Here is a 24,219-nt window from a genome sequence, read left to right on the forward strand (position 1 = left end):
GGCGGGCAGACGCTTCACTGCCCACGCTGGATGCCGAGGGTGGCAATGAGGTCTTCGTGCAATTCGAACCAGGCGCGGTGGAAGGAATCGCGATTGGTGGCGGTAATCCATGTGGGGTCCCTTGCTGCCTGTTGGAGTGCGTGTAGCAAGCGCCCCGAGTAGCCCCCAAAACGAGGCAGCACTTCAATTAGCCGGGCTTCGAGAGGGCGCCACGCTGTCACGGCCTCCGCCAGGAGGTGCATGGCATCGGCGCTGCTCGATGCCTGAAGCTGGATGGCACCGCACGCGCTGACGACTCTCGTGTTGGATTCCGCGAAATCGTCGTGCACAGCCAGCACCAGGCTTCGCGCACCCGTCCGGTCCAGCTCATCAGCGAGAAGCTGTTCATTCTCGACCCTGCCGGCACCCGACAACAACCAACCACTGAACCCAGCGAAAGTGTTGCGCGAAACGAAACCGTTCACTCCGGCGTCGATGAGCTGGGCCTCCACCAGGCCAGCGTCTTGGGCGAAGCGGGCCGCTACGGCCTCCGTATCAGCGAACCCAAGGAGGCGAACGGCGTGCAGGGTCAGCATCATCATCAGGCGTCCATCAGGGTGACGGTTCCCCGCGCTCCGTCCACGGCTATCGCGCCACCGTCAGTGAGCAATGCCAGCGCGTCACGCACGCCCAGCACGGCAGGAATGCCAAACTCCCGGGCGACGATCGCGGCGTGCGACAACATTCCGCCGGTCTCCGTGACCACCGCCGATGCCAGCCCGAAGAGCGGCGTCCACGCAGGGTCCGTGGTGCGGCAGACCAGGACCTCGCCTGCCTGGAAAAGGCCGAACTCGTCGGATCCGTGAATGAGCCGGGCACTTCCCCGGGCGGTCCCGGCGCAAGCAGCAGTTCCTGCCAGGACGGTCAACGAGCGCTCCTTGCAGTTGTGTGCGGGCGGTCTGCCAGCCGGTCCAGCCGCTGCTGCGCCGCCTGCGCGGAGCGGAGCCCGAGGCTGTCCGCGATGTGCTGCCACGTCAGGCCTTCCGCTCTGGCAAGGAACAATAGCGCGGATTCGACGGCGTCCATCTCGCCCCGCGCGGCGGACACCAACGCGAGGGCCGCGCGGAGGTCCAGGGCATCAGGTTCAGGAGCGGCGTCTGTGCGCCGGGAACGCCACAGAACGTGCTGAATGAGGTCCGTCGCGGAGGGTGGCTGGTCTTTATGAAGCCATGGACGGGCGGGGAGATCCGAACCGCCCCTGTCCAGAAGCAGCCGAGTTGCTCGCATTTGAAGGTCAGCCGCCTCGGCGTCACTGGGGTGGGTCATTGCTCCAGCCTCGAACATCAACAATCTGTTGTCAACATCATGTTGATGCCCCCGAGGCGACATGTTTCCGTCGCAAGTTGCGGTCTAAATGAGAATCAATATCATTTAAGCCATGCCAGATCACTCAACCCCCATGCCCCCCGTCCGCCCCACCCGCCGGCGCCGTGTGCACGCGCAGCCGATTGCCGCCGTCGGACTTTCAGCCCTGTTGCTGACCGCTTGCGCAGCCCCCGGCGGCTCCGCCGGCAACGCCGTGGAGGCGTCGCCTTCAGCTGCCTCGGAAACGAGCCCGAAGGAGGCGGGTGCACCGACGCCGCGGCTCGTCTATACTCACGACGCAGGCATTGGAGTCCTCGATCCCACCTCCCTTGAGCAGGTGGGAAGTGCGGAAATGTCCGGATTCAACCGGCTCAATCCTGCCGGGGACGGCCGACACGTTTTTGTCTCCACAGGCGACGCTTTCCGGCTGTTCGACGCAGGGGCCTGGACCGAGCCGCATGGCGATCACAGCCATCATTATGTGGCAGACCCCAAGCTGACCGAGCTGGCCTTTGAGGCGGATAAGGCCGGCCACGTGGTGTTGCACGCAGGCAAGACCGTGCTCTTCAATGACGGCTCGGGCAAGGTGGAAGGCTTCGAAACATCGGCCCTGGCCGCCGCGGTGGAGGATGGGAAACTGCCGACGACGGACACCTACGTGACGCCGGAGGCGCACCATGGGGTGGCTGTTGAGCTGGAGGACGGCAAGCTGCTGGTGACCCTCGGCAACGAGGAAAGCCGCTCCGGAATCGCAGTGCTCTCAGCTGGCAAGGGGCAGGAGCGGACGGAAGTCGTGCGCAACGAGGACTGCCCTGGTGTTCATGGCGAGGCCGTCGCCGCAGGTGAAGCCGTTGTGGTGGGGTGCGAAAACGGGATGCTGATCTACAAGGACGGCGCGATCACCAAGGTCGCCAGCCCCGATGCCTACGGTCGGATGGGAAATCAGGCAGGCTCGGAAAAATCCCCGGTGATCCTGGGCGATTACAAGGTGGACAAGGCCGCAAAACCTGAACGGCCCACCCGGGTCTCGCTGGTCAATACCGAAACCGCCACCATGCAGCTCGTCGACATCGGCACCAGCTACTCCTTCCGCTCACTCGGCCGCGGCCCGGCGGGCGAAGCGCTGGTACTCGGCACGGATGGCGGGCTGCGGGTCATTGACCCGCTCTCCGGCGCCGTCACATCCTCCATCCCCGTCGTGGCCGCATGGGAAGAGCCGGCAACATGGCAGGACCCGCGCCCGACGCTCTTCGTTCAAGGTTCGACGGCGTTCGTCACCGAACCTGCCTCGCAGTCACTTCACGCTGTGGACCTGAAGTCCGGCAAGGTGACCAAATCGGCGAAGCTCCACCACGTCCCGAACGAGCTCACCGGCATCACGGGCTAGGACCCTCTCTCACGACCCGCCACTTAGACACCTAACGCTCTCTCACGACCCGTCCCTTAAACACCTAACGCTCTCTCACTTTCTTTGGGGAAGTGAGAGAGCGTCTGGGGGAATGGGGTGTTTCGTGAGAGAGCGTCCGGGGCTTATGCGAGGACGCGGAGCTTCGATCCTTTTCGGCCGAAGACGGCGGCGTCGGCTGAGATCCGGCCCGCGCCTGCCAGCGCGAGTGCCAAGGCGGCGCCGGCGAAGAGCAGCACAAGCTCGTACCCACCGTTGCCGACAAAGATGCCGGCCGGGGCGTGTACCAGGAACAGTGCACCGAGCATGTCGACGGCCAGGAGGGCGGCGAAGACGCGTGTAAGGAAGCCGATGATCAGCGCGATGCCGCCGACGAGCTCGAGGGTCGCGACGATCGGGGCGACTGCGGAAGCACCCGGAACGCCCATTTGTGCGAAGGATGCCTGGGTACCGGCGATGGTGAATTCGTTGAACTTCTGCCAACCGTGCGCGGCGAAGAGGAATCCTGCAATAACGCGCAGGACGGTCAGGGCTGTGGTGGTCAAGCTGGACTTGTTCATGTATCCAACACTTCCGAAGATAAGTTGAAGTGTCAACTAATCATGGCCGATTGTGACTAACGCCGCGAACTAGGAATTCAGCCGTACCCGGCGCTTCCGTGGCGGCTTCTGCAGCCACGGTTGAAGCAAACGGGTAGTGATTGGCAGGAAAATATAAGTCATCAGCGGGGTCAGGATGACGATGTTAAGCAGTACCGCGAACACCAAAGGCCAATGTTGGGTGACCGGGTGCAGCAGGAAATTCGCCAGCAGGCTGAGCGGAAAGAACGGCAGGAAGATGCTGATGGCCTGCTTCCAGCGGGGTGGCGCAACGGTCTCGGGGACCACCACCGAAACATCGCCCGGCCGGGAAAACCAGCCCTCGATTCCCGTGTGCCGTTCCACCCGGGTTGTCTCCATCATGTCCCTGGCGCTGTCTATCCACCAGCGACGCTCCTCGGAATCCTCCCAAGCCTGCAGCGCGCCGGCATCCGCGAAGCGGTACAGCATGTGCCACTCATTCGAGTCCTCGCCGTTCCGCACCCACCCGGATCCGAGGTAGCCTGGCCATTCGCGTGCCAATTCCTGGCCGGCGTGCGCCCACGCATTCGCCTGCCGGGTATAGCCGGGAAGGATAGTGCGGGCCACGGAAACTGTGACGGGATGCTCGTTGGACACGGCCTCAAATGTACCCGCCACACGGCCCACTAGGCTGGTTTAGTGCCTGAGACCACAACCACCACACCCCGCTCCAACGCCCGCGAGATCCTGCGCCTGGCTGTTCCCGCCTTTGGCGCGCTGATCGCCGAGCCCCTGTTCCTCCTGGCCGACTCCGCGATCGTGGGACATTTGGGGGTCGACCAGCTGGCTGGCGTCGGGCTCGCGTCCACTGTTTTGCACACTGCAGTGGGTCTCATGGTCTTCCTGGCCTACTCGACGACGCCGGCAGTCGCCCGGGCGATCGGCGACGGCAAGCTGGGGAAGGCTTTGGCAGCAGGGCGCGACGGAGTCTGGCTGGCGCTGCTGCTCGGTTTGGCGCTCGCGGTGGTCGGCTTTGTTGCCGCCGAGCCCCTGGTGGGTTTCATGGGTGCCACCGGGGATGTGCGCGCATTCGCCGTCGACTACCTGCGGTGGTCCATGCCCGGCTTGGCCGCCATGCTCCTGATCTTTGCCGGGACAGGCGTTCTCCGCGGGCTCCAGGACACCCGCACGCCTTTGCTGGTAGCAACGGCGGGGTTTGCGCTGAACATCGCCCTCAACTGGTTCCTGGTCTATGGGTTGAACCTGTCCGTTGCGGGCTCGGCGATCGGCACCAGCATCGCCCAGTGGGCCATGGCCGCGGTCTATCTGGTGATGGTCGGCCGGAACGCGCGGCGACACGGCGTTTCCCTGCGACCCGACTGGCACGGAATCAGGGCCATGACCAGGGTCGGCTCCTGGCTCATGCTGCGAACGCTCAGCTTGCGGCTCGCCATCCTCGCGACAGTTCTTGTTGTCACCGCCCAGGGGGCCGTCAACCTGGCCGCGCACCAGTTGGCCATGACGATCTTTTCCTTCCTTGCTTTTGCCCTCGATGCCCTGGCAATTGCCGCGCAGGCCCTGATTGGCAAGGAACTCGGCGCCGGGAACGCTGGCCGGGTCCGGGAGTTAACGCGCACCATGGTCCGCTGGGGGCTCGGATTCGGCGTGATCACGGGGGTCTTGCTCGCCGTGGCGGCCCCTTGGGCGGGTTATCTTTTCACCTCCGATGCCGGGGTGCGCTCCGCTTTGACGGTGGCGCTCTGGGTACTGGCGCTCGGGCAGCCGTTGGCCGGATATGTGTTCGTTCTCGACGGGGTCCTTATCGGTGCCGGTGACGCGCGCTATCTGGCGATTGCCGGCGTCGTAAATCTGGCCGTCTACTTGCCGCTCCTGTATGTCATCCACCAAGTAAGGCCCGACGGCGAGGCGGGGCTGCTGTGGCTGTGGGCCGCCTTTGCGCTGGGCTACATGCTGGCCCGCGGAGTGACGTTGGGATTGCGGGCGCGGACCGATCGCTGGATGGTGTTGGGTTCGCACTAAACTGGATGGGTGACTCTTCCAACAACTCCCGCCAAGACTCCTTCTGACGCTGCGGCGGGGCTCTGGAAACCCGTGCTGATCCGTGCCACGGTTGCGCTGGTCTTCGGGGCCGTCACGATCTTCTGGGCTTCGCCTTCTGTGCAGGTCCTTGCCTGGGCCGTGGGGTTGTACCTGCTGGGCACAGCAGCGGCCTTGTGGATGGCGCGGGCCCTTCCGATTGCCGTACCCGTGGTTGTCGCTGCTGGCGGTGCGGCTGCATTGGCCACCCAGTCGGATGCGGGCGTCGCTTTGTCGGCCATGCTGGCGTTGCTGGTTATGGGCCTGCTTGAGCTGGTCCACGGTTTCCGTAAGCGGGATGTTGTGGCCCGCGACTGGCTCTTTTCGGGCATTATTTCCGTCGGCACCGCTGCGCTGTTGCCGTTCTTCACCGCCTTGGGTGCCCACGCGTTGCTTGGTGTGGCCGGGGGCGGCGCCATCCTTTCGGGAGTGCTGTGGATGCTCTCCGGTTTGACCCTGAGGCACGACGCCCGGACGGCTAACCCTGGGGCTGCGACGGCCTCTGCGCCGGGAGCTTCGCCGGAGGCCGTAAACTAGTAGCTGGACGTTCTACTCGTTGTAGAACTTTTGCAGACCGGCGGGACACCCACCGCCACCATTGGAGGAATGACCGTGGCAGACCAGACACCAGGAGAACCGCGCAAGATGCGGACCTCGGTCAAGGGACCCCTCATGTTCTCCGCGTTCTTCGCAGTGCTGGCCTTCGTTGCCGTACTCATCTTCGCTTCGGGCGGCAGCGCACGGGCGCCCCGGTTCGATCTCGCCTTCACCGGCGCCGGCATCGCGTTCATCGTGAGCCTGGTTGTCGCGGCCATGCTGTCCATGAGCCATAAAGAGAACGCCGACTATCTCGGCAAGGGTTCCGGCGTGAACCTCAGTTCCAAACGGGGCCACGGTGCGTCCGATGTCCCCAGCTCGCCCGATGACACGGAAACGCCCGACGCCGGACGCTAAGTTTCAAACGCTTCCCCACCGAGGTGGGGGAGCGTTTTTGTTGCGCGCACGATCCCCCTGGCAGGCTGGATCTGCGCCCGCCCAGTTCATCCTGGTTCCGCAAGGCATTTTCTTGAAGGACCACCGGGAGTAGGGTGAACCGCACGGCAACCGGCCGGATGACGTTTCTTGGGGGAACTGATGGCTTCATGGCGGGAAACCGCAGATCAGACAGCGCAGGATGATGTGGATTGCCTGCTCAGTGCTGCCCTTCCATTTGCCGTTCGCTGTCTTTCTGCCTACGGGGAGCTGTATCCGTTCGCGGCAGCGATAAAGGAAGACGGCGACCAGGTGTACCTTGCCACGGAAGCAATGTTGGCCGATCAGCACCTACCGGCCACGTCCGTGATCGCGGAGTGCTACGACGCACTCGCCGCGCAGCGGGAGGACCTACGGGCCGCCGTCGTTGTTTCAGACGTCCGGCTTGCCGGGCTGGGCGGTGACGCCATGCATTTTGCCTTGGAACACTCGGCTGGCTTTGCGCTGGGACTGGTTCAGCCATACCTCCTGGTTCCAGGCAGGGACGTAAGCCTTGGAAGAATGTCCTTGGTGGCAGGGGACCGCGTCACTTGGCCGGAGAATGCGGCTTAGCCAAGCAGCGTGTCCGCGAGGTCATCCGTGGGGGTATCCGGGGTTACCGATTCCTCCGATTCTTCTGACGGAGCCTTTCGTGGCTTGGTAACCACCACCATCACGATGGAGCTGCCGAGCAGGCCAAGAGCCCACCAGGGGAACCCGGGGTCCAGCGCCTGGCTGGGAACCGTTTGCGCGGAGTCACCCGAAGGGGGGTCGATGCGCTGTCCGCGGACCAGTAGGCGGTGGCTGTTGATGCCCTTGGGCGTGCACGTGACCAAGGTGATCAAGTCCTTGCCGGGGACCTTTCGGAGTGCGTCGGTGTCCTCCGGGAGCACTTTCAGGATTTGATCGACTTTGTAGTAGATGGTTTCTCCGAGCACGGTCACAGAGAAGACGTCGCCTTCCACAACTTTGTCCAAATTGTCGAAAAGCGTGGCGTTGACGAAGCCGGAGTGGGCGGTGAGGACACTGTGCGTGTCAGGTCCGCCTACCGGGAGCCCGGACCCGAAGAGGTGTCCGGCGCCCTTGGACAGGGTTTCGTCATCGGTGTCGTGGAAGATGGGCAGGTCTGCGTGGATGGAGGGAATGCTGATGCGTCCCATCATGCCTTCGGGGCCGACGTCGAGCAGTTTCTTATACGCCTCGGAGCCTGCGCCAACAACTGTCTGCTCGCCGTTTTCATTCAGCGAGTAGGGATCACGGAGTGGTCCTGAAGGCAGTTCCTTGTTGAACTGTCGTGCCTCATCCAGAAGGGCTTCCTGCGCGGACGGTGAAAGGCTTTCAACGGTGTTCACGTACCCGCTGATCTCCGTGGCGTGGACGCGGTCCGAGAACCAGGCGGCAGCCGTGGGATACAGAAGGATCCCGATGCCCAGGATCGCGGCCACAACGATGAGGATTCGCTGTGTGCTCCACGTGTCGCGGAGGGTCCGCCGCGCCCGCGGCTTGGAGGTTTGAGGCTTTGACATGAAGATCCTGGGGGGGTGTGCTCTGGGGAAGCAAAGTGGGGAAGAGCGCTTAACCGGCGTTCTTCCCCACTTTGGTGTTCAGGCTGGGGACCCACGGTCCTCAGTTACTAGCTGTTATTGGTGCTCCGGCGTGAACGAACCAGCAGGAGAGCCGCGCCGACGACAAGGAGTGCGCCAGCGGCATACAGGACACCGGTACCGACACCACCGGTCAGCGGCAGCTGGAAGCCGCCGTTGGACGGGATGTTCTTGACCTGCAGGTCAACGCCGACGGCGGTGGAAGCCTGGTTGATCAGGAAGGAGATCGGCTCAGCGAGCAGTTCGTAGCCTGCCGGGGCGGTGGTTTCAACCAGGTAGTAGGTCCGGTAATCGGCGGAGCCCGGAGCTACAGCAGCGCCGTTGGCCCAGTCCGAGTAACGCAGGCCGGTCAGGGTCAGCGTGCCGTCAGCGGCCACGGTGAACGTGGTCTTGCCGCCGAGGTTGATGGGGTTGGTGCCTGCCTTGGCGTCAGCCTGGTTGGCGTACACCGAGAAGGAAGCGCCGGACAGGGCTGCCCCGTTCTGGTCGACCTTCTTGAGAGTCAGGGCACCCCACTTGGTGACAACCGGGGGAGTGACGATGGGGCCGCCGGGCTGGCCCGGGGTCCCGGTGAAGCTACCCGCATTGGGGTAGACCACAGCGACGTTTTCGATTTCACCGATGGTGTTGACGGTGGTGTTGACAACAACCTGAACGCTGGTGGTGTTGTGGGCTGCGAGGATCAGGCGGCCTGCGGGGGTGAACACAACCGAGACGGTGTTGGTGGCAGCGTCGAAAGCAACGGTGTAATCGGTCCCGTTGGTGATGACGGTTCCGTCAACCAGAGTGGCGGTAGCGCCGACGTAGGTCAGTTTGGAATCAAGCTTATCCGTGACCTTGTAACCATCGATGACGGCCTCGTTGGGGATGTCACCTGTGATGGTGAAGTTGACCTGGTCGCCGAACTTGACCGCGGGGGCATCGGTGACGGTCTTCTGTGCACCGGTCACGGAGTTTTTCGGGTAGACGTTGACGTCGTAGATCCAGTTGTTCTTGTTGTTCGGGTCCGTCAACGGCACGGAAACCAAGAACGGAGCTGACGGCGTTACGCCGGCAGGGTAGTTGGTTTCAGTGACGAGGTAGAGGCCCAGCGGCAGGGTGCCGAATGCCGCGGTTCCCGCGGCGTCGGTGGTCTTGGCCTGAGCCGTGCCCAAGGTGTAACCCGCGCCGGTGATGGAACCTGTGGGGTTGGACGGGGTGAAGGAACCGCTCAGGTTGTTTGCTTTGTCCCAGCCAGCGTTGGTGGAGAGGTCGATGGTGTTGACCTGCTGGATGGTGAACTGGATTCCTGCCAACGGCTTGAGGCCGGTGGTGTCAACAGCCGTGCCATTGTTGGGGAGTCCGGTGGGCGTGGAAGGGCGCTCAAACTTGTGGACGGTGATGGAGCCGGTCTTGGTGTCGTCAACCAGTGGTGCCGCCGTTGCGGGAGCCACGGAGAAGGACATTGCCAACACCGCCCCGGCAATGGTGGCGGCGGCGGTCTTCCAAAGACGCCGGGAACTGTGATTACTCACTTTTTCCTCTTTCTTGTGATGGTGCGATGCTCGGGAGCGAACATTCCGGGGTGGTGGCCACGCCTATCTGCGGCGGGCCATGATTGAAGTCATGCTGAGTTGTGGATTCGGGTGCGGCGCAGGTTCCGGGAAGCGAGGGCGACGGCGACCAGAAGCAGGGACGCCCCGCCCGCAGTGAAGGGCCACCACCCAATCCCTCCTGATTCCGGCAGTTTCAGGGCCGGCACGTCCCGGACGGTTACCAGGTAGATGCCGTTGGCGTCGGTATCGCTCGCTGTAACGACACCGGATCCGCTGCCTTGGCCCAGCGTCACGGAACCGTTGGCAGCCACCGTGAACTGCACGGCCTCCGCCAGCAGGCTGAATCCCTTCGGGGCAGCTGTTTCTTCCAGCCAATAGACGCCCGGCTCGATGCCTTCGAGTTGGAACTGCCCGGTCTGGGCAGCGATGGGTGACACCGTGTAGCTGTTGATGACGGTGCCGGGAGCCCCGGCTGCGTCATTGAGGATGGCCCACGTAGAGCCAGACATGGGCACCCACGTTCCAGCCGAGGACTCACCGACTTTCTCGATGAGGATCTTGGCTGGGGTGTGGTGCGTGGTGGAGCACTCAGGTGCCAAGGGTGTGCTGCCAGTGGCGCATCGGACCGGGGTGACGCTGCCTGACCCCGTGGCGAAGTTGACCAGCTGGGAGCTCCAGGCATCCTGCTTGACGGTCACCTTGTAGGTGAGAGTGGCGACCTGCCCGGCAGGAAGCGTGAACGGTTGTGTCGTCAGGGTGATCGAAGGCGCTATCGGGTTTGCTACCGGCACCGGGGCGGCCGTACCGATGGTCAGGACAGCGGAGCCGGGAACAAAGGTTGCCTGGTCCAGGACATCGGCCAGGTTATCGGTGAGGACGACGTTGTTGATCTGCCCGCGGTTGCTGGTGGCGGTCACGGTGTACGTGATCGTGTCGCCGGGCTTCACGGACGGGTTGTCGGAGGTGGTTCCGTTGACGGTGGCCGTCTTCGCAAGGGTCCACTGCGGATCTACCGGAGTAGTCACGGTCGCCGAACAGCCCACGCCGGGTGAAGGCGGGCAGGCGGTGTCGACTGTGGGAACGTTGGTGGTCGATCCCGGAACCGGAATGGGGCCGCCGCCTGGCATGTTCGGCACGGCTGTGGTCGCGGCCGGAACAATCGTGGCTGTGTTGGAGATGGTTCCCGTTGTGCCGGGTGCCACAGTTCCCTTGACGGTGTATGTCAGGGTTCCGCCGACGTTGATCCGAACCGTGCCGGAGACGCTGCCGGTGCCGTTGGGCGCATTGCAGGCTGTGGGACCGGTCGGCGGCAGGTTCGAGGATCCGGCTGCCGTCACGGCACAAGTCCACGTAGCACCGGTTATGGAAGCGGGCAGGGGATCAGTGAACACGGCATTGACGGCATCGCTGGGACCGTTGTTGTGGACAGCAACCGTGTAGGTAATGGGCTGCCCTGGGATGTAAGCGGTGATGTTGGCGGTCTTGGTGATGGACAGGTCAACCACGGGAAGAACAGTCAGGGGCGCGGTTCCTGGGGAGTACAGCCCCGTGATGGTGGGGAAGTTGTTGGTGCAGTTGGGAACGGCGGAGCCGTTGTTGGCCACGCATCCGGAGTTGTTGTAAACGCCGGGGGTGTTGCTGGTGACCGTCACCGTAATGGTGCAGGAAGCGCTGCCCTGAGTCAGGTTTCCGGTCACATCGACGGTGCGGCCCGAGACGGTTTCGGCTGTGCGCACACAGGTGCCACCGAGCGAGCCAACAGCCGTCAGGCCGGTGGGGAGCGTGTCAACGAAGTGCCAGCCGTTCTTGGCCATCAAGTCGCTGGTGTTGGTCACCGTGTAGGTCAAGGTGGTGTTTTGACCTTGGTACATGCTCGTCGGGTTGAACGCCTTGTCCAGTTGCGGCGTGACGTCAACCAATTGCGGGAGATCGAAGCCGACGTCGTTGCCGTTGCCATTGGCGGTCAGGTTCCGCACCCGGATGCCCAGGGTGGGCGTGGTGCCGGTGACCGGTACCTGGATCGCCCCGGACTGGAGCTTCGCGATGCTGAAATCAGTTGCGTTGATGGTGATGGTCTGGCGGCTGGGGTCCAGGCACGGGTCCAAGTTGGTGCCTACCACCGTGGCCACGCCGTTGACCAGGATGGAGAACTCCTGGCGGGCGTGGTTCGAGAAGCAATTTGTTTCGCCGAAGATGCCGGAGACCGCGTAGAAATGACCGGCGATGGTAGGGATGCTGTTCTTGGTTGTTTGAAGCTGCAGACCTGCGGTTTGGATGCCAGTGGTGCTGTTCGTGTACTCGCTGAGGATCTGGTTCTGGGCAGCCTGGGCGTCGGTCATGCCCTGGTACTTGCCCATGGCGAAGGCCATGTTGCCCAAGATAGTGAAGGCGCTGTTACGCGCGCACTGGTCGTTCGTCAGGATGTTCAGGAGGCCGCCGTTGGTTGGCACGGGCGTACCTTGCCGCAGGATCCAGCCGTTACACGCCTGTGCCCCCGGAAGCCATGCCGCATCTGCCGTGTATTGCTCGTTACCCGCGGCAGTCCCGCCGGCATAGGAACCGAGGGGGATGGGGGCTGCGGCAGCGTTCTGGTTGGAAAAGTCTTCGCTGTAGATGAGGCTGCCCGGTTGGGTGACCCCGGGCGAGCCAGGAGCTGCCGACGCGGGCACGGACGGGTTGACCACTCCGTACGCTGTCATCCCTACAAGAACGAGAAGCAGGCAGGCCAGGAAGCCAAGCACCGCATGCGCAGTCTCGCCACCCCACCTGCCCCGAACGCGAGCATGTGTGTGCTCCGATTGCTTCCGCATACGATTCCTTTTCCCTGGCACCCTCGCCGGGCAAGCTTTTGGGAGCCGCCCGAATTTTCTTTCTGAGGGGTAGGTAGGGCGGGGTAGGGAATCGTGATGCTGTAATAAATGTGACCTCGGTCACAGGCGATGGGGCGGCTGAAACCCCCGCGACCTACTCGCTTTCCGCGGCCTTCCGCGCACGGTACGCCGCAACATGGGCGCGGTTGGCGCAATTGCCCGTGTCGCAGTAAAGCTTGGAGCGGTTGCGGCTGAGGTCCAGCACGGCGGCGTCGCAGTCCTCAGCCGCGCACACCCGCATCCGCTCCATTTCCCTGCTGCGGATCACGTCGATGATGGCCATGGCGGCCTCTGTCCCCATGCGGTCGGCCAGGGGGGCTTCCGGGGTGGTGGCGTGGAGGTGCCAGTCCCAATGGTCATGCTTCACCAGTTGGGGGAGTGCTTTGGCGTCGGCGAGGAGCTTGTTGACGGACTTGGCCGCAGTGTCTTCGTCGGAACTCCAGAGTGCAGCCAACTCGCTCCGGAGCCGTTTGATGCTGCTCAGCTCCGCGGGTGAGTTGGTACGGGAGCCCGTGAATTCTTCGGCGTCCAGGAACGCGTCGAGGTCCTCCAGCGTGGCCAGCGCTTCTTCTCCGTTGGCCGCGGTATTGATCAGATTGACGACGCTACGGAGGGCAACCTCGGTGTCAGGCGCAAAAAGCACTTTGACTCCTTACAAGGCTCGGGAGTACTGTCATGACCATAAGCCCACTTTACTCCTGACAGGAGGCTGCTGTGTCAGCTCCAACGACGAAGGCTGATGCAAAGGGATTCCTCGCATCAGGACTCGGCATCGCGCTCTTTTCTTCCGCTGTTTTCGGTACATCCGGCTCATTCGCCAAATCGATGCTGGAGACCGGATGGTCACCCGGGGCCGCGGTTGCCGTGCGTCTGACTGGTGCCGCCCTGATCCTGGTGATTCCCGCCGTCGTGGTTCTTCGCGGCCGTTGGCACCAACTCAAGGACAACTGGCTCACCATCCTCCTTTTCGGGCTTATCGGGGTCGCAGGCTGCCAGCTTTTCTATTTCAACGCCGTTGCCCGCTTGTCCGTGGGGGTGGCGCTGCTGCTTGAGTACCTTGCCCCGGTGATGATCGTGCTGTGGTTGTGGATCGCCAGCCGACGACGCCCGCGCGCCCTCACTGCTGCGGGCGCACTGTTGTCGTTGGGTGGGCTGGTTCTGGTGCTCGACCTGACGGGTTCGGTGAAGGTGGACTTCATTGGTGTCCTCTGGGGCATGGCCGCCGCCGTTTGCCTGGTGATCTACTTCTTCATTACCGCCAAGGAAAATGACACGCTCCCTCCGCTGGTACTCGCTTCAGGCGGGCTCCTGGTCGGGGCCATTGTGATGTGGCTGGTGGGCCTGTCCGGGATACTCCCCATGACCTTCAGTGCTGCAGACACCACCCTGGGACCGTGGACCACACCTTGGTGGGTATCCGCCGTGGGCCTGATCGTCCTGGCGACAGTGCTCGCGTACGTTTCCGGCATCATGGCTGCCCGCAGCCTTGGCTCCAAGGTGGCGTCCTTCGTGTCCCTCACGGAAGTGTTGTTCGCCGTGGTTTGGGCTTGGTTGCTCCTGGGTGAGTTGCCGGGGCCGATCCAGTTGCTGGGCGGTCTCCTCATTGTGGGCGGGGTAGTGCTTGTCCGCGTTGACGAGTTGCGTGGTGACCGCAGGGCGGCCCGCGCACAGTTGCCGTCCGTCCTGGACCATCCGAACGACGTCGAACCTGTTCCCTCCGGATCCGTCACCGAGGCGCCCCGGAACTAACGGAACCACCTCGGCTTAAGAGCAAAAGGCCCGGACGCGTATGCGTCCGGGCCTTTCTCCAACTGTCTTAGTTGGAAGCCTGCTGCTGCTGCTCAGCGTTCTTCTGAGCGCGATCGCCGGCTTCGCGAAGTGCGTCGGCAACCTTCTTCAGGTTCGAAGCGTGCTGGCTGTCCCACTCACCGCGGAACTTGTCAGCGTCCGGGCCCTTCCAGTCGGTGCCGTCAAGGGCACCCTTGAGCTGGGAACGCTGCTGCTCGATGTGCTCAGCACCGGCCTTCAGCTTATTACCGAGCTGACGAAGCTGATCAACATCTGCACCCCAAATAGCCATGAGATTCTCCTTCATTGTTCGGACCCGAGCTCTTCGGCATCCCCAGCGGCCTCCGGCTCATCCGGAAGATCCAATAGCTAAAACCTATCCCGGCAATCGCAAACCCGTCGATGGGCACCCCTCCCCATGCAGCACTGCCCATAGTTAGCATGGGGTTATGTGCCGCAACATCAGGACCCTTCATAACTTTGAACCGCATGCCACGACCGCTGAAGTGGAGGCCGCAGCGCTGCAGTATGTGCGCAAAATCAGCGGGTCCACCAAGCCGTCCAAAGACAACGAGGAAGCCTTCGCCGAGGCCGTCCACGAGATCGCGCACATTACGCAACATCTCCTGGACTCCCTGGTGAGCCACGCCCCGGCGAAGAACCGTGACGAGGAAGCAGCCAAGGCGAGGGCCAGGGCAGCGGTCCGGTTCGGCACCGCGTAGGTCTGGTTTCCGGCTGACTGTCTTGGTCTACTTGCCGAAGGACCGGAGCCGCAGGGAGTTGGCCACGACCAGCACGGAGCTGGCGGCCATGGCCGCGCCGGCAATCATCGGGTTCAGGAAGCCCAGCGCCGCCACCGGGATGCCGATCGCGTTGTAGAAGAAGGCCCAGAACAGGTTGGTCTTGATGGTGGACAGGGTCTTGCGCGAAAGCTCGATGGCCTGAACCAGCTGGCCAAGGTCGCTTCCCATCACCGTCAGGTCAGAGGCCTCGATTGCGACGTCAGTCCCGGAGCCCATGGCGATTCCCAGGTCAGATTGCGCCAGGGCTGCAGCGTCATTGACCCCGTCCCCGGCCATGGCCACTGTTGCCCCCGACTCCTGGAGCTTACGAACGGCCTCGACCTTGCCCTGGGGCAGCACTCCTGCGTAAACATCGTCAGGTGAAATTTCGACGGCGGCTGCCACCTGCGCGGCTACGGCAGCGTTATCTCCGGTCAACAGGATGGGGCGGATGCCCAGCTCCTTCAATCTCAGGATGGCTGCGGCCGAACCCGGCTTGATGGTGTCGCTCAAGCTCACAATTCCGGCAGGCTGCCCATCCACTGCGACCCAAATTGCGGTGGCGCCGCCGTTTTCCTCGGCCAACAGGACTTCCCGCTGATTCGAATCGAGCGGGATGCCGTTCTCCTGGAGCCAGCCGGAGCGCCCAACCACCACCGTCCGGGTGGTGCCGTCGAAAGCCACGGTTCCCCTGACTCCGCCGCCGGGAGCGGAACTGAAGCCGTCAACGCGTGGAAGTGCGCCGGCGTCGGGCATTGCGTCCTTGGCTGCGGAGGCGATCGCGTGGGCGATCGGGTGCTCGGATGCTGACTCAACTGCGCCTGCCAACGTGAGGACCGTTTCAGGGGAGTAGCCGTTCAGGGCCACAGTGTGGTCTACGGAGAGCTTGCCACTGGTGACGGTGCCTGTCTTATCCAGCAGGATGGTGTCCACGTGCCGGGTGTCTTCGAGTACCTGTGGGCCTTTGATCAGGATGCCGAGCTGGGCTCCGCGGCCAGTTCCGGTCAGGAGACCAACTGGAGTGGCCAAGCCCAAAGCGCAAGGGCATGCGATCACCAGGACGGCAACAGCGGCGGTGAAAGCTGCGTTGAGGTCGCCGGTGAAGAACAACCACAGAAGGAATGTCACCAGGGCGATGATCAGGACGATCGGAACGAAGACTGAGCTGATCCTGTCCGCGAGCCTGGCTATGGGAGCCTTGCCCGTCTGAGCCTGGCTGACCAGGCGTCCCATCTGGGCAAGGGTCGTATCTGAGCCGACGCGCGTGGCCCGGACCAACAAGCGCCCGGATGTGTTGATCGTCGCACCGGTTACTGCGCTTCCGGGCCCTACCTCGACCGGCACGGATTCCCCGGTCACCAGTGAAGCGTCAACGGCCGATGCGCCATCTGTGACAACACCATCAGTGGCGATTTTCTCGCCGGGACGGACAACAATGACGTCACCCACAAGAAGCTGGTCCGCAGGAATTCTTTGCTCCCGGCCGTCCACCAGGATGGTTGCATCCTTGGCGCCCAGATTCAGGAGTGCCTTCAGGGCATCGCCGGCTTTTGCTTTGGCGTTGGCCTCAAGGTACCGGCCCAGGAGCAGGAATGAGGTGACCACTGCCGCGACTTCGAAGTAAAGTCCCCCGCCGGACATGCTTTCCATGCCGGGGTGTTCGGTCATCCGCGGGTCAGCGAACAGCTGCCAGGCCGAGTACAGGTATGCGGCGATGACACCGATGGAAACCAAGGTGTCCATGGTGGAAGCGAAGTGCCGGGCGTTGATGGCTGCGGCCCTGTGGAAGGGCCAAGCCGCCCAACTCACCACCGGCAGTGCCAGGGCCCCGACTACCCAACCCCAGTTGGCAAACTGGAGGGCGGGGATCATTGAGATCGCGAAGACGGGAACGGTCAGCACCGCCGCAACGATCAGGCGCGGGCGGAGCGTTGAGGCGGACGGACCATGCTCCATGTGGTTTTCGTGGGCGTCGTGATCCTCAGTGTGGGTATGCCGTACGGGAGCCTGCCTGATGGTGGCTTTGTAGCCCGTGGCGTTGACCGTGTCCACGATTTGCTGATCCGTCACCCCAGCCGGGACCGTCACGTGCGCAGATTCGAGGGGCAGGTTAACGGTGGCCTCGACGCCTTCGAGCTTGCCCAGTTTTCGTTCCACCCGGTTGACGCACGAGGCGCAGGTCATGCCCTCGATGTCCAGTTCGATAACCCGGGGTGCGGGTTGGTTGAAAGTCTCCTGGTGACTCAAAAGGGACTCCTAAGCTTCGTTGGCTACCACCAGGTAGCCGGCTTCTGCCACGGCCTCGCCTATTTCAGACGGCGAGAGCTCCTTGGTTGATGTGATGGTCACGGTGGACAATCCGCCGGGGTTGAGGTCAACGGCCACGTTTTCGACGCCGTTGAGCGACTCGAGTTCTTCGCTCACGCTTGAGACGCAGTGGCCGCAGGTCATGCCGGATACGTTGACGTTGGTCTGGATGGTCTGGCTCATGGTGCTCTCCCTGGTGACGAGTTGGATGGGATGGTGTTTGGTGCCGGAGTTAGTGCAGCAGGCGCCCGATGGCATCGGTGGCTTCCTTCACCTTGGCGTCAATCTGTTGGGCCCTGGTTTCGGGGTTTGGCTCGGAGGCGGCACCGACGACGCAGTGGCCGATGTGCTCTTCTACAAGCCCGAGGCTGACCGCATGGAGGGCCTTGGTGGCAGCGGCTACCTGGGTGAGGATGTCGATGCAGTATTTGTCCTCCTCAACCATGCGTGCGATACCGCGGACCTGCCCCTCAATCCTTTTTAAGCGTTTGAGGTACGCGTCCTTGTTGCTGGTGTAGCCGTGAGGTGCCACAGTTTCCAGATCCGCCTCGATGACGGGCGCATCCGGATGGCTCATTCTCAGCTCTGGCGTGCTCATGAATTGAACCTATACCCATAGGGGGTATCTGGTCAAGTACCCCCAGGGGGTATAAGTGACGAAGCCCTACACGCTGGGCCGCAGGACAAAGGACTAGACCAACCACCTCGTTAGGTATAGACCAAAAAGCCCGAAATCTGGATTCTTGTTTTGCAATGCAAACCTTTCGGTAAATGTGCTTCCGCCCACACCCTGGCGTTCATAGTGTTTGGTCTCATAGCCGCGGAGGGGGAAGTCCCGCGGAACCCAACTTTCTCCATGGAGGACACTTGAAACTCGCACGCTCCGCCGCGGCAATCGCCATCGCAGCGCTCGCACTGACCGCCTGCGCCCCACCCACCTCGAACAACGCTGCATCAAGCTCGGACGAGCAGACCGGAACCGTCCGTGTCTGGCTGTTCTCCGAGGTCAACCAGGATCCCAAGTCCGCCGTAGTGAAGGAAGCCGTCACTGAGTTCGAAGCGGCACACAATGGTGCCAAGATCGACGTCCAGTACATCCCAGTGGACAGCCGCGCCGAACGTTTCAAGGCCGCGTTCAATGATCCTTCCAGCGCGCCGGATGTCGCCGAGTTCGGCAACACGGACCTGGCCAGCTATGTCGCCTCCGGCGGCTTGGCGGATGTCACGGAGGACATCAAGTCCTGGGATGAGGCCAAGGACCTTGACCAAAAAATCCTGGACACCACCGAAATCGACGGCAAGAACTATGGTGTCCCGTGGTTTGTCGGCGTCCGTGCCCTCTATTACCGCACGGACCTCCTGCAGCAGCTCGGTCTCCAGGTACCTAAGACCTTGGATGAGGTCGAAACCGTTGCCCGCGCAATCCGGGCAGCCAATCCGGACCTGCTGGGAATCTCCGTAGGCGGAGCCGCGCAGTTCTCCGCGATGCCGTACCTGTGGGCCAATGGCGGCGAGATCGCCACTAAGGAAGGCGACAAGTTCGTCTCCAAACTGGACTCTGCCGAATCCCGCGAAGGTGTTGCCGCTTATGCCCGCCTCCTCAAGGACGACATTTGCCCGGCCCAGACCTGCGCGGAGTTCGGCGGTAATGCCAGCGTCCAGCAGTTTATTGCCGGCAAGTCCGCAATGACCATCGGCGGAGACTTCAACTACAAGGCCGTTGCCGCCAGCGCCATCAAGGACAAGTTCGCCGTCGTTCCGGTTCCCGGCAAGACCGCCGGCTCCATCGCCCCGGCGTTCGCCGGCGGCAACAACCTGGGCGTCTTCAACAGCAGCGAACGGCGCACGCTCGCCGCCGACTTCGTGAAGCTGCTCGCCAGCAAGAAGTACCAGCAGAAGATGTTCGACTCCATGGGCAACCTCCCCACGTTCAGTGACGTCCAGAAATCCGTGGCGGAGAACAACAAGCAGGTTGAGCCGTTCATCAACACCCTGGGCGCGGGCACCAAGTTTGTCCCGGTCACGGAGAACTGGTCCACGATCGATGCCCAGGGTGTCTTCACCGGCATGTACCAGAAGGTCGTGACGGGCAAGGCTGACGTCAACACCGCTACCACCGAGGCTGCAACGGCCATGAATACGGCATTCGGGTCAAAGTAATGCCCTGCACCCCATCACATCCCGGAGGCGCAGCATGACAGCGCTCACCCCGGTCCTGCCCGACGCGCCACAGGGCGGTACGCCGGGAAAAGGATCGACGACGGCGGCACGCAAGTCCCAGCGTTTCTCCAACGGAAAGCGTGGGCTGGAGCCTTGGCTCTACCTTGCCCCGGCCTTCATTGTCCTGATCGCACTGCTGGGCTATCCGATCTTCCAACTGATCAACGTCTCGCTGTACGACTACCGCCAAGCCCAGGTCAGCGGCAAAGCACCACTGAACTTCGTTGGCCTCGGGAACTACCAGAAGCTCTTCGCTGATCCGCAGTTCTGGACCGTCCTGGGCAACACCGTGGTGTTCGCTACCGCCTGCGTGGTCTTCACGTTGTTGGTGGGCAGTTCGCTGGCTGTGCTGGCAACAAGGTTGCGTCCCTGGGTCCGTTCGATGCTTTTCGTAGTGTCGCTCGGAGCCTGGGCCACCCCTGCAGTTACGGGCAGTGCCGTGTGGCTGTTCCTGTTCGACCCTACTCTCGGCTTGGTCAACAAGACGCTGGTCTCAATCGGCTTGACTCAGTTCCAGGGCTACTCCTGGACGTACGACAAATGGTCGGCTTTCGGACTCGTGGCCAGCGAAGTGGTGTGGTGCTCGTTCCCGTTCGTCCTTGTCACTGTCTACGCGGGCATCCAGGCAATTCCCACCGAGGTCATTGAGGCCGCCAGGATCGATGGCGCTTCCATGCCGCGCATCGCCCGCAGCATCATGCTCCCGATGCTGCGTCCGATCGTGATCGTGGTGACCATCCAGTCCATCATTTGGAACTTCAAGATCTTCTCGCAGATCTACATCATGACCAATGGTGGTGGCATTGCCGGGCAGAACCTGGTGCTCAACGTCTACGGCTACCAGCAGGCGTTCGCTGCGAGCCTCTATGGCCTGGGTTCTGCGCTCGGCGTGATCATGACCGCACTGCTCATGGTCATCACGCTTGTCTACCTCCGGATCCTCAAGAGAACAGGCGAAGCCCTATGACCGCCGTCGACGTTTCATTGGCCGCCCGCAACAATACCAAGGCCGCCCCGCAGAAGCTGCGCAAGCAGGGCAAACGCCGTTTCGGCGCCGATGCGGCCGCGATCGTCATCGCGTTGATCGTTGCCTTCCCGCTGTTCTGGATGGTGCTGTCCGCGTTGAAACCCAAGACAGCGCTCGACGCCGGTGATGCAGCTCCGTACACGCTGGAGCCGTCGCTGGACTCGTTCGGGCGCGTCCTGGGTGTCAACAATTTTGGCCAGTACTTCCTGAACAGCGTGATCGTGGCACTCGTGGTGGTTGTGCTGTCAACGGTCCTTGCGTTCCTCGCTGCGGTGGCCCTGACCCGCTACAACTTCAAGATGCGGACCAAGCTCCTGGTCATCATCCTGGTTTCGCAGATGGTGCCCGTTGAAGCCCTGACGATTCCGCTGTTTTTCCTGCTCCGCAACGCCGGCGAGGCCATCCCGCTGGTGGGCCTGAACCAGTTGGGTTCGCTGGTGCTGGTGCATGTTGGCTTCAGCATTCCGTTCGCCATCTGGATGCTGCGGGGCTTCGTGGCGGCTGTTCCTTTGGAAGTGGAGGAGGCTGCCCGCCTAGACGGTGCCAGCAGCTTCCGGTTTGTCCGCTCCATCCTGTTCCCGCTGGTGGCCCCCGGTGTGGTGGCGTGTTCGGTGTTCTCGTTCATTTCCACGTGGAACGACTTCCTTTTTGCCAAGACGTTCATCATTTCCGCGCAGGAGAACCAGACGCTGCCCATGGCACTCCTGACGTTCTTCAAGCCTGACCAAAACGATTGGGGCGCCATCATGGCCGGCTCGGTCATCATGACCATTCCCGTGCTGATCTTCTTCGTGTCCGTCCAGCGCAAGCTGGTATCCGGACTGGCTGGGGCGGTGAAGGGATGAGCGCGCTCCATCAGTTGGTCCCTGCGCCGTGGTCCTTCTCCGCGGGGACTGGCGAGCTGGTGCTCGACGCCGGAACAACGGTGGGTGCCGACCCTGAACTGAGCGGGGCGAGGCGTTGGCTCTCCCGGGCTTTGGGGGCAGCCACCGGGTGGGACCTCGCACCTGTGCCGCCCCAGGAGGCGGGCATCCGACTCCTGCTTGCCCCCGCGCTCGATGCCGAGGCGTATCGCCTGGAGGTGGGGGACGCCGTCGTGATTTCCGCCGGTGGTGCCGCTGGCGCCTTCTATGCTGCTCAAACCCTCCTGCAGCTGATGGGACCGGCAGCGTTGCGCCAGGCCCCGGTTGCTCCTGCCGAGGCGTGGCCACTGCCGCGGGTACGGGTGGAGGACAAGCCGCGCTTCGGTTACCGCGGGACCATGTTGGACGTCGCACGGCACTTCATGCCCAAGGACAATGTGCTGAGGTTCATCGAGGTCATGGCCATGCACAAACTCAATGTCCTGCACCTGCACCTGACGGATGACCAAGGGTGGCGAGTTCAGATTAACCGCTATCCCAAGCTCACTGAAACGGGTGCTTGGCGCCGTGAGTCTTCGCTGGGTTCCTGGCGTGCCGGCGTTTTCGACGGCCGTCCGCATGGGGGCTTCTACACCCAGGATGACCTTCGCGAAATCGTGGCTTTCGCCGCTGAAAGGCACATCACGGTCATTCCGGAGATCGATGTTCCGGGGCACAGCCAAGCCGCGATCGCTGCGTATCCGGAGCTTGGGGCGGGCGATGGGCCGGTGGAGGTCTGGACGCGCTGGGGTATCAACGAAACGGTGCTTGAAGTTTCTGAGACTTCGCTGGAGTTCTATCGCAACGTCCTGGACGAAGTGGTGGACATCTTCCCCTCACCGTGGATAAGCCTTGGCGGAGACGAAGTGCCGCTCACCCAATGGCAAGCCAGCGCCCAGGCGCAAGCCAAGGCTGCCGCCTTGGGCCTGGACGACGTCTCGGGCCTGCACAGCTGGTTCGTCGGGCAGCTCGCTTTGCACCTGCAGAGCCACGGCCGCGCCACCTCCGTCTGGGATGAAATCGGCGACGGCGGCCTCCCGGACGGCGCGCTCGTGGCGTCCTGGCGGGGATACGAGGGTGGGATTGATGCCCTCCGCAAGGGCTATGACGTGGTGATGTGCCCCGAGCACAAGCTGTACCTGGACCATCGGCAAGCCGATGGCGACGACGAGCCGGTGCCCGTGGGTTTCGTGACGACGCTTCAGGCCGTCTATGAGTTCGAGCCGCTGCCCGGAGTTGGGAACGAGGACCTCCCCGGCCGCCTGCTGGGAGCGCAAGCCAACATTTGGACCGAGCATCTGGACTCGCCGCGCCGCGTGCAGTTCGCAGCGTTTCCCCGCCTTAGCGCCATCGCCGAAGTGTTCTGGTCGAACCCGGAAAACCGGGACTACGATGAGTTCCTGAACCGGCTCTCAGGTGCACACCTGGCACGGCTTGAGGCCATGGGTGTGGAGTACCGTCCTTTGGAGGGCCCCGCGCCATGGCAGAAGCGCCCTGGTGTTGAGGGCTGGAAACGCGATTACGACGCAGAGCAACTCGTGAGGAACTGAGTGACTACTGAAGGCAAAGAGATCCGTAACTCCTCGGCCTCGCTGCGCAAGGCTTTGGCTCTGCTGACAGTCGTGGCCGAGGAGCCCGGCAACGGCGATGGCCTGGCGCTGGTGGAGCTTGCCCGGCTATCCGGGTTGAACAAGAGCACGTTGCTGCGTTTGGCCGCGCCGCTGCTCGAGGAAAACCTGTTGGAGCGTGACCATGAGACGGGCAAGTTCCGGCTGGGCCACGGCTGCCTCCGGCTGGGGCAGTCCTACCTTGACCGGGTTGACCTGCGCAGCGTTGCCAACGGAGAACTCCGCGCCCTCATGCGTGCCACGGAAAGCACCTGCCACCTGGTGGTGCTTTCCGGGCACGACGTCGTGTACCTGGACAAGGTGGAGGATGAGGCTACGGTACGCATGGCATCGAGGGTCGGCGCCACCATGCCGGCCTATTGCACCGCCGTCGGCAAGGCCATGCTCGCCTTCAGCCCCGAGGAGGTGGTGGGTCCCATCCTCGCGGGCGATTTGGTGCCCCTCACGGATAAGACCATCACCGACCCGGCCCTGTTGCGGGCCGATTTCGAGGCCATAAGGCGCAGGGGCTACTCCATTGATGACCGTGAGAACGAGCCGGAGGTCCGCTGCGTCGCGGCCCCCATCTTCGGCCATGATGATCATGTGGTGGCCGCTTTGTCCGTGTCTTCCCTGTCGTCACGGATGACTGCCAAGCGCGTACGTGAAGTGGGACCGATGGCAGCCGAAACGAGCCTTCGCATTTCCGCGAAACTGGGTTCCCGCAGGGCAAGCGCAAAGCTGGCGAAGCTCGCATGACACTGGATCCCGCAGCGTATTTCCGGGCAAAGCTGCAGTGCGAGATTGACGTCATGGATGTCGCCGAAGCCTCACTGGGATCCCTGGTGGTAGTGGATACCCGCCGGCAGTCGTCGTGGGACCACGGACATATTCCCGGTGCCGTACATATCCCTACCGCACGGATCCCGGAGCTGGCAGCCGAGCTGATCCCGGCCGGATCACAAGTAGTGGTCTATTCCTGGGGTCCAGGATGCAACGGCAGCAAGTTCGCTGCGCTCGCCTTTGCCGAGTTGGGGTATCCGGTCAAGGAGATGATCGGTGGCATCGAGTACTGGATCCGGAACGGACTGCCGGTGGAAACAGCAGCGGGTGTCGTTCAGGATAAGCCGGATGCGCTGGTGACAGCACACCCGGCTTGA

26 protein-coding genes are annotated in these 24,219 nt (G+C 63.0%); 13 read left to right on the forward strand and 13 right to left on the reverse strand.

Annotation, left to right across the window (positions count from 1 at the left end):
• Positions 1-14: 14 nt before the first annotated feature.
• Genes LRQ04_RS05530 through LRQ04_RS05540 form a run of 3 tightly spaced genes read right to left on the reverse strand, consistent with a single transcriptional unit; the run spans position 15 to position 1,305 of the window.
• Positions 15-581, reverse strand: a complete 567-nt coding sequence (locus LRQ04_RS05530; RefSeq protein ID WP_235518226.1) for a hypothetical protein — start codon at positions 579-581, stop codon at positions 15-17.
• Positions 581-907 carry a PEP-utilizing enzyme gene (locus tag LRQ04_RS05535; RefSeq protein WP_235518228.1) on the reverse strand — a complete coding sequence of 109 codons (327 nt, stop codon included), beginning with the start codon at positions 905-907 and terminating at the stop codon, positions 581-583. Before LRQ04_RS05535 ends, LRQ04_RS05530 begins: the two co-directional genes overlap by 1 nt.
• On the reverse strand, positions 904-1,305 hold the full coding sequence (locus tag LRQ04_RS05540; protein ID WP_235518229.1) for a hypothetical protein: 402 nt from the start codon (positions 1,303-1,305) through the stop codon (positions 904-906). The genes LRQ04_RS05535 and LRQ04_RS05540 overlap by 4 nt, the downstream gene beginning before the upstream one ends.
• Before the next feature lie 112 nt (positions 1,306-1,417).
• On the opposite strand from LRQ04_RS05540, the gene aztD reads away from it, so the two are divergent.
• Positions 1,418-2,731 carry a zinc metallochaperone AztD gene (gene aztD, locus LRQ04_RS05545; protein WP_235518230.1) on the forward strand — a complete coding sequence of 438 codons (1,314 nt, stop codon included), beginning with the start codon at positions 1,418-1,420 and terminating at the stop codon, positions 2,729-2,731.
• A gap of 143 nt (positions 2,732-2,874) precedes the next feature.
• Here the strand turns inward: aztD and LRQ04_RS05550 are convergent, their stop codons facing one another.
• Together LRQ04_RS05550 and LRQ04_RS05555 are read right to left on the reverse strand one after the other, a co-directional pair.
• Complete coding sequence (locus tag LRQ04_RS05550; protein ID WP_235518231.1) at positions 2,875-3,309, reverse strand: DoxX family protein; 435 nt, start codon at positions 3,307-3,309, stop codon at positions 2,875-2,877.
• Between the two features lie 69 nt (positions 3,310-3,378).
• Positions 3,379-3,966 (reverse strand): antibiotic biosynthesis monooxygenase, encoded by a 588-nt coding sequence (locus LRQ04_RS05555; protein ID WP_235518232.1) that lies wholly within the window; start codon positions 3,964-3,966, stop codon positions 3,379-3,381.
• Positions 3,967-4,008: 42 nt separating this feature from the next.
• On the opposite strand from LRQ04_RS05555, the gene LRQ04_RS05560 reads away from it, so the two are divergent.
• The 4 genes from LRQ04_RS05560 (at position 4,009) to LRQ04_RS05575 (ending at position 6,990) form a co-directional block, all read left to right on the forward strand.
• Positions 4,009-5,349 carry an MATE family efflux transporter gene (locus LRQ04_RS05560; protein ID WP_235518234.1) on the forward strand — a complete coding sequence of 447 codons (1,341 nt, stop codon included), beginning with the start codon at positions 4,009-4,011 and terminating at the stop codon, positions 5,347-5,349.
• 9 nt (positions 5,350-5,358) lie between these two features.
• A complete protein-coding gene (locus LRQ04_RS05565; RefSeq protein WP_235518235.1) occupies positions 5,359-5,943 on the forward strand; it encodes a DUF308 domain-containing protein in 585 nt (194 codons plus the stop codon).
• A 69-nt stretch (positions 5,944-6,012) separates the two neighbouring features.
• Complete coding sequence (locus tag LRQ04_RS05570) at positions 6,013-6,360, forward strand: hypothetical protein (RefSeq protein WP_235518236.1); 348 nt, start codon at positions 6,013-6,015, stop codon at positions 6,358-6,360.
• A gap of 180 nt (positions 6,361-6,540) precedes the next feature.
• Complete coding sequence (locus tag LRQ04_RS05575) at positions 6,541-6,990, forward strand: hypothetical protein (RefSeq protein WP_235518238.1); 450 nt, start codon at positions 6,541-6,543, stop codon at positions 6,988-6,990.
• Here LRQ04_RS05575 and LRQ04_RS05580 read toward each other — a convergent pair.
• The 4 genes from LRQ04_RS05580 to LRQ04_RS05595 form a co-directional block, all read right to left on the reverse strand.
• The gene (locus LRQ04_RS05580) at positions 6,987-7,943 is read right to left on the reverse strand and encodes a class C sortase (protein ID WP_235518239.1); all 957 of its coding nucleotides are present in this window, start codon (positions 7,941-7,943) and stop codon (positions 6,987-6,989) included. The genes LRQ04_RS05575 and LRQ04_RS05580 overlap by 4 nt on opposite strands.
• A gap of 107 nt (positions 7,944-8,050) precedes the next feature.
• Positions 8,051-9,535: a SpaH/EbpB family LPXTG-anchored major pilin gene (locus LRQ04_RS05585; RefSeq protein WP_235518242.1), complete on the reverse strand. Its 1,485-nt coding sequence runs from the start codon at positions 9,533-9,535 to the stop codon at positions 8,051-8,053.
• A gap of 89 nt (positions 9,536-9,624) precedes the next feature.
• Positions 9,625-12,366 carry a SpaA isopeptide-forming pilin-related protein gene (locus tag LRQ04_RS05590; protein ID WP_235518244.1) on the reverse strand — a complete coding sequence of 914 codons (2,742 nt, stop codon included), beginning with the start codon at positions 12,364-12,366 and terminating at the stop codon, positions 9,625-9,627.
• A gap of 154 nt (positions 12,367-12,520) precedes the next feature.
• Positions 12,521-13,069, reverse strand: coding sequence for a CGNR zinc finger domain-containing protein (locus LRQ04_RS05595; RefSeq protein ID WP_235518246.1), 549 nt, complete (start codon positions 13,067-13,069; stop codon positions 12,521-12,523).
• Positions 13,070-13,140: 71 nt separating this feature from the next.
• On the opposite strand from LRQ04_RS05595, the gene LRQ04_RS05600 reads away from it, so the two are divergent.
• The gene (locus tag LRQ04_RS05600; RefSeq protein WP_235518248.1) at positions 13,141-14,175 is read left to right on the forward strand and encodes a DMT family transporter; all 1,035 of its coding nucleotides are present in this window, start codon (positions 13,141-13,143) and stop codon (positions 14,173-14,175) included.
• Between the two features lie 67 nt (positions 14,176-14,242).
• Here LRQ04_RS05600 and LRQ04_RS05605 read toward each other — a convergent pair whose 3' ends face one another.
• Positions 14,243-14,506: a WXG100 family type VII secretion target gene (locus LRQ04_RS05605; protein ID WP_018779397.1), complete on the reverse strand. Its 264-nt coding sequence runs from the start codon at positions 14,504-14,506 to the stop codon at positions 14,243-14,245.
• A 157-nt stretch (positions 14,507-14,663) separates the two neighbouring features.
• On the opposite strand from LRQ04_RS05605, the gene LRQ04_RS05610 reads away from it, so the two are divergent.
• Positions 14,664-14,936, forward strand: a complete 273-nt coding sequence (locus LRQ04_RS05610) for a DUF2277 domain-containing protein (protein ID WP_211710125.1) — start codon at positions 14,664-14,666, stop codon at positions 14,934-14,936.
• 27 nt (positions 14,937-14,963) lie between these two features.
• On the opposite strand, the gene LRQ04_RS05615 is transcribed toward LRQ04_RS05610, so the two are convergent.
• The 3 genes from LRQ04_RS05615 to LRQ04_RS05625 are packed head-to-tail and all read right to left on the reverse strand — an operon-like array spanning position 14,964 to position 17,901.
• Positions 14,964-17,243 carry a cation-translocating P-type ATPase gene (locus tag LRQ04_RS05615; protein ID WP_235518249.1) on the reverse strand — a complete coding sequence of 760 codons (2,280 nt, stop codon included), beginning with the start codon at positions 17,241-17,243 and terminating at the stop codon, positions 14,964-14,966.
• Positions 17,244-17,252: 9 nt separating this feature from the next.
• Complete coding sequence (locus LRQ04_RS05620) at positions 17,253-17,486, reverse strand: heavy-metal-associated domain-containing protein (protein ID WP_026541102.1); 234 nt, start codon at positions 17,484-17,486, stop codon at positions 17,253-17,255.
• A 49-nt stretch (positions 17,487-17,535) separates the two neighbouring features.
• Positions 17,536-17,901, reverse strand: coding sequence for a metal-sensitive transcriptional regulator (locus LRQ04_RS05625; RefSeq protein WP_235518251.1), 366 nt, complete (start codon positions 17,899-17,901; stop codon positions 17,536-17,538).
• A gap of 269 nt (positions 17,902-18,170) precedes the next feature.
• Here LRQ04_RS05625 and LRQ04_RS05630 point away from each other — a divergent pair, with 269 nt between their 5' ends.
• From LRQ04_RS05630 to LRQ04_RS05655, 6 genes are read left to right on the forward strand one after another with little or no spacing between them, the layout of a single operon-like run.
• Positions 18,171-19,463, forward strand: coding sequence for an extracellular solute-binding protein (locus LRQ04_RS05630; RefSeq protein WP_235518252.1), 1,293 nt, complete (start codon positions 18,171-18,173; stop codon positions 19,461-19,463).
• A gap of 34 nt (positions 19,464-19,497) precedes the next feature.
• Entirely contained in the window at positions 19,498-20,490 is a 993-nt protein-coding gene (locus tag LRQ04_RS05635) for a carbohydrate ABC transporter permease (protein ID WP_235518253.1), read from the forward strand.
• Positions 20,487-21,395, forward strand: a complete 909-nt coding sequence (locus LRQ04_RS05640) for a carbohydrate ABC transporter permease (RefSeq protein WP_235518255.1) — start codon at positions 20,487-20,489, stop codon at positions 21,393-21,395. Before LRQ04_RS05635 ends, LRQ04_RS05640 begins: the two co-directional genes overlap by 4 nt.
• Positions 21,392-23,002: a beta-N-acetylhexosaminidase gene (locus tag LRQ04_RS05645; protein WP_235518256.1), complete on the forward strand. Its 1,611-nt coding sequence runs from the start codon at positions 21,392-21,394 to the stop codon at positions 23,000-23,002. The genes LRQ04_RS05640 and LRQ04_RS05645 overlap by 4 nt, the downstream gene beginning before the upstream one ends.
• A complete protein-coding gene (locus tag LRQ04_RS05650) occupies positions 23,003-23,818 on the forward strand; it encodes an IclR family transcriptional regulator (RefSeq protein ID WP_235518257.1) in 816 nt (271 codons plus the stop codon). It begins immediately after the preceding gene.
• The gene (locus LRQ04_RS05655; RefSeq protein WP_235518259.1) at positions 23,815-24,219 is read left to right on the forward strand and encodes a rhodanese-like domain-containing protein; all 405 of its coding nucleotides are present in this window, start codon (positions 23,815-23,817) and stop codon (positions 24,217-24,219) included. Before LRQ04_RS05650 ends, LRQ04_RS05655 begins: the two co-directional genes overlap by 4 nt.

The organism is Paenarthrobacter sp. AR 02 (genome assembly GCF_021538675.1).
Lineage (GTDB): Bacteria > Actinomycetota > Actinomycetes > Actinomycetales > Micrococcaceae > Arthrobacter.

Coding starts and splice junctions, on each gene's coding strand:
- LRQ04_RS05610 (WP_211710125.1), top strand. CDS start 14,664: ATGTGCCGCAACATCAGGACCCTTCATAACTTTGAACCGCATGCCACG.
- LRQ04_RS05580 (WP_235518239.1), bottom strand. CDS start 7,943: ATGTCAAAGCCTCAAACCTCCAAGCCGCGGGCGCGGCGGACCCTCCGC.
- LRQ04_RS05620 (WP_026541102.1), bottom strand. CDS start 17,486: ATGAGCCAGACCATCCAGACCAACGTCAACGTATCCGGCATGACCTGC.
- LRQ04_RS05635 (WP_235518253.1), top strand. CDS start 19,498: ATGACAGCGCTCACCCCGGTCCTGCCCGACGCGCCACAGGGCGGTACG.
- LRQ04_RS05655 (WP_235518259.1), top strand. CDS start 23,815: ATGACACTGGATCCCGCAGCGTATTTCCGGGCAAAGCTGCAGTGCGAG.
- LRQ04_RS05540 (WP_235518229.1), bottom strand. CDS start 1,305: ATGACCCACCCCAGTGACGCCGAGGCGGCTGACCTTCAAATGCGAGCA.
- aztD (WP_235518230.1), top strand. CDS start 1,418: ATGCCAGATCACTCAACCCCCATGCCCCCCGTCCGCCCCACCCGCCGG.
- LRQ04_RS05605 (WP_018779397.1), bottom strand. CDS start 14,506: ATGGCTATTTGGGGTGCAGATGTTGATCAGCTTCGTCAGCTCGGTAAT.
- LRQ04_RS05645 (WP_235518256.1), top strand. CDS start 21,392: ATGAGCGCGCTCCATCAGTTGGTCCCTGCGCCGTGGTCCTTCTCCGCG.
- LRQ04_RS05550 (WP_235518231.1), bottom strand. CDS start 3,309: ATGAACAAGTCCAGCTTGACCACCACAGCCCTGACCGTCCTGCGCGTT.
- LRQ04_RS05590 (WP_235518244.1), bottom strand. CDS start 12,366: ATGCGGAAGCAATCGGAGCACACACATGCTCGCGTTCGGGGCAGGTGG.
- LRQ04_RS05530 (WP_235518226.1), bottom strand. CDS start 581: ATGATGATGCTGACCCTGCACGCCGTTCGCCTCCTTGGGTTCGCTGAT.
- LRQ04_RS05625 (WP_235518251.1), bottom strand. CDS start 17,901: ATGAGCACGCCAGAGCTGAGAATGAGCCATCCGGATGCGCCCGTCATC.
- LRQ04_RS05640 (WP_235518255.1), top strand. CDS start 20,487: ATGACCGCCGTCGACGTTTCATTGGCCGCCCGCAACAATACCAAGGCC.
- LRQ04_RS05575 (WP_235518238.1), top strand. CDS start 6,541: ATGGCTTCATGGCGGGAAACCGCAGATCAGACAGCGCAGGATGATGTG.
- LRQ04_RS05570 (WP_235518236.1), top strand. CDS start 6,013: ATGACCGTGGCAGACCAGACACCAGGAGAACCGCGCAAGATGCGGACC.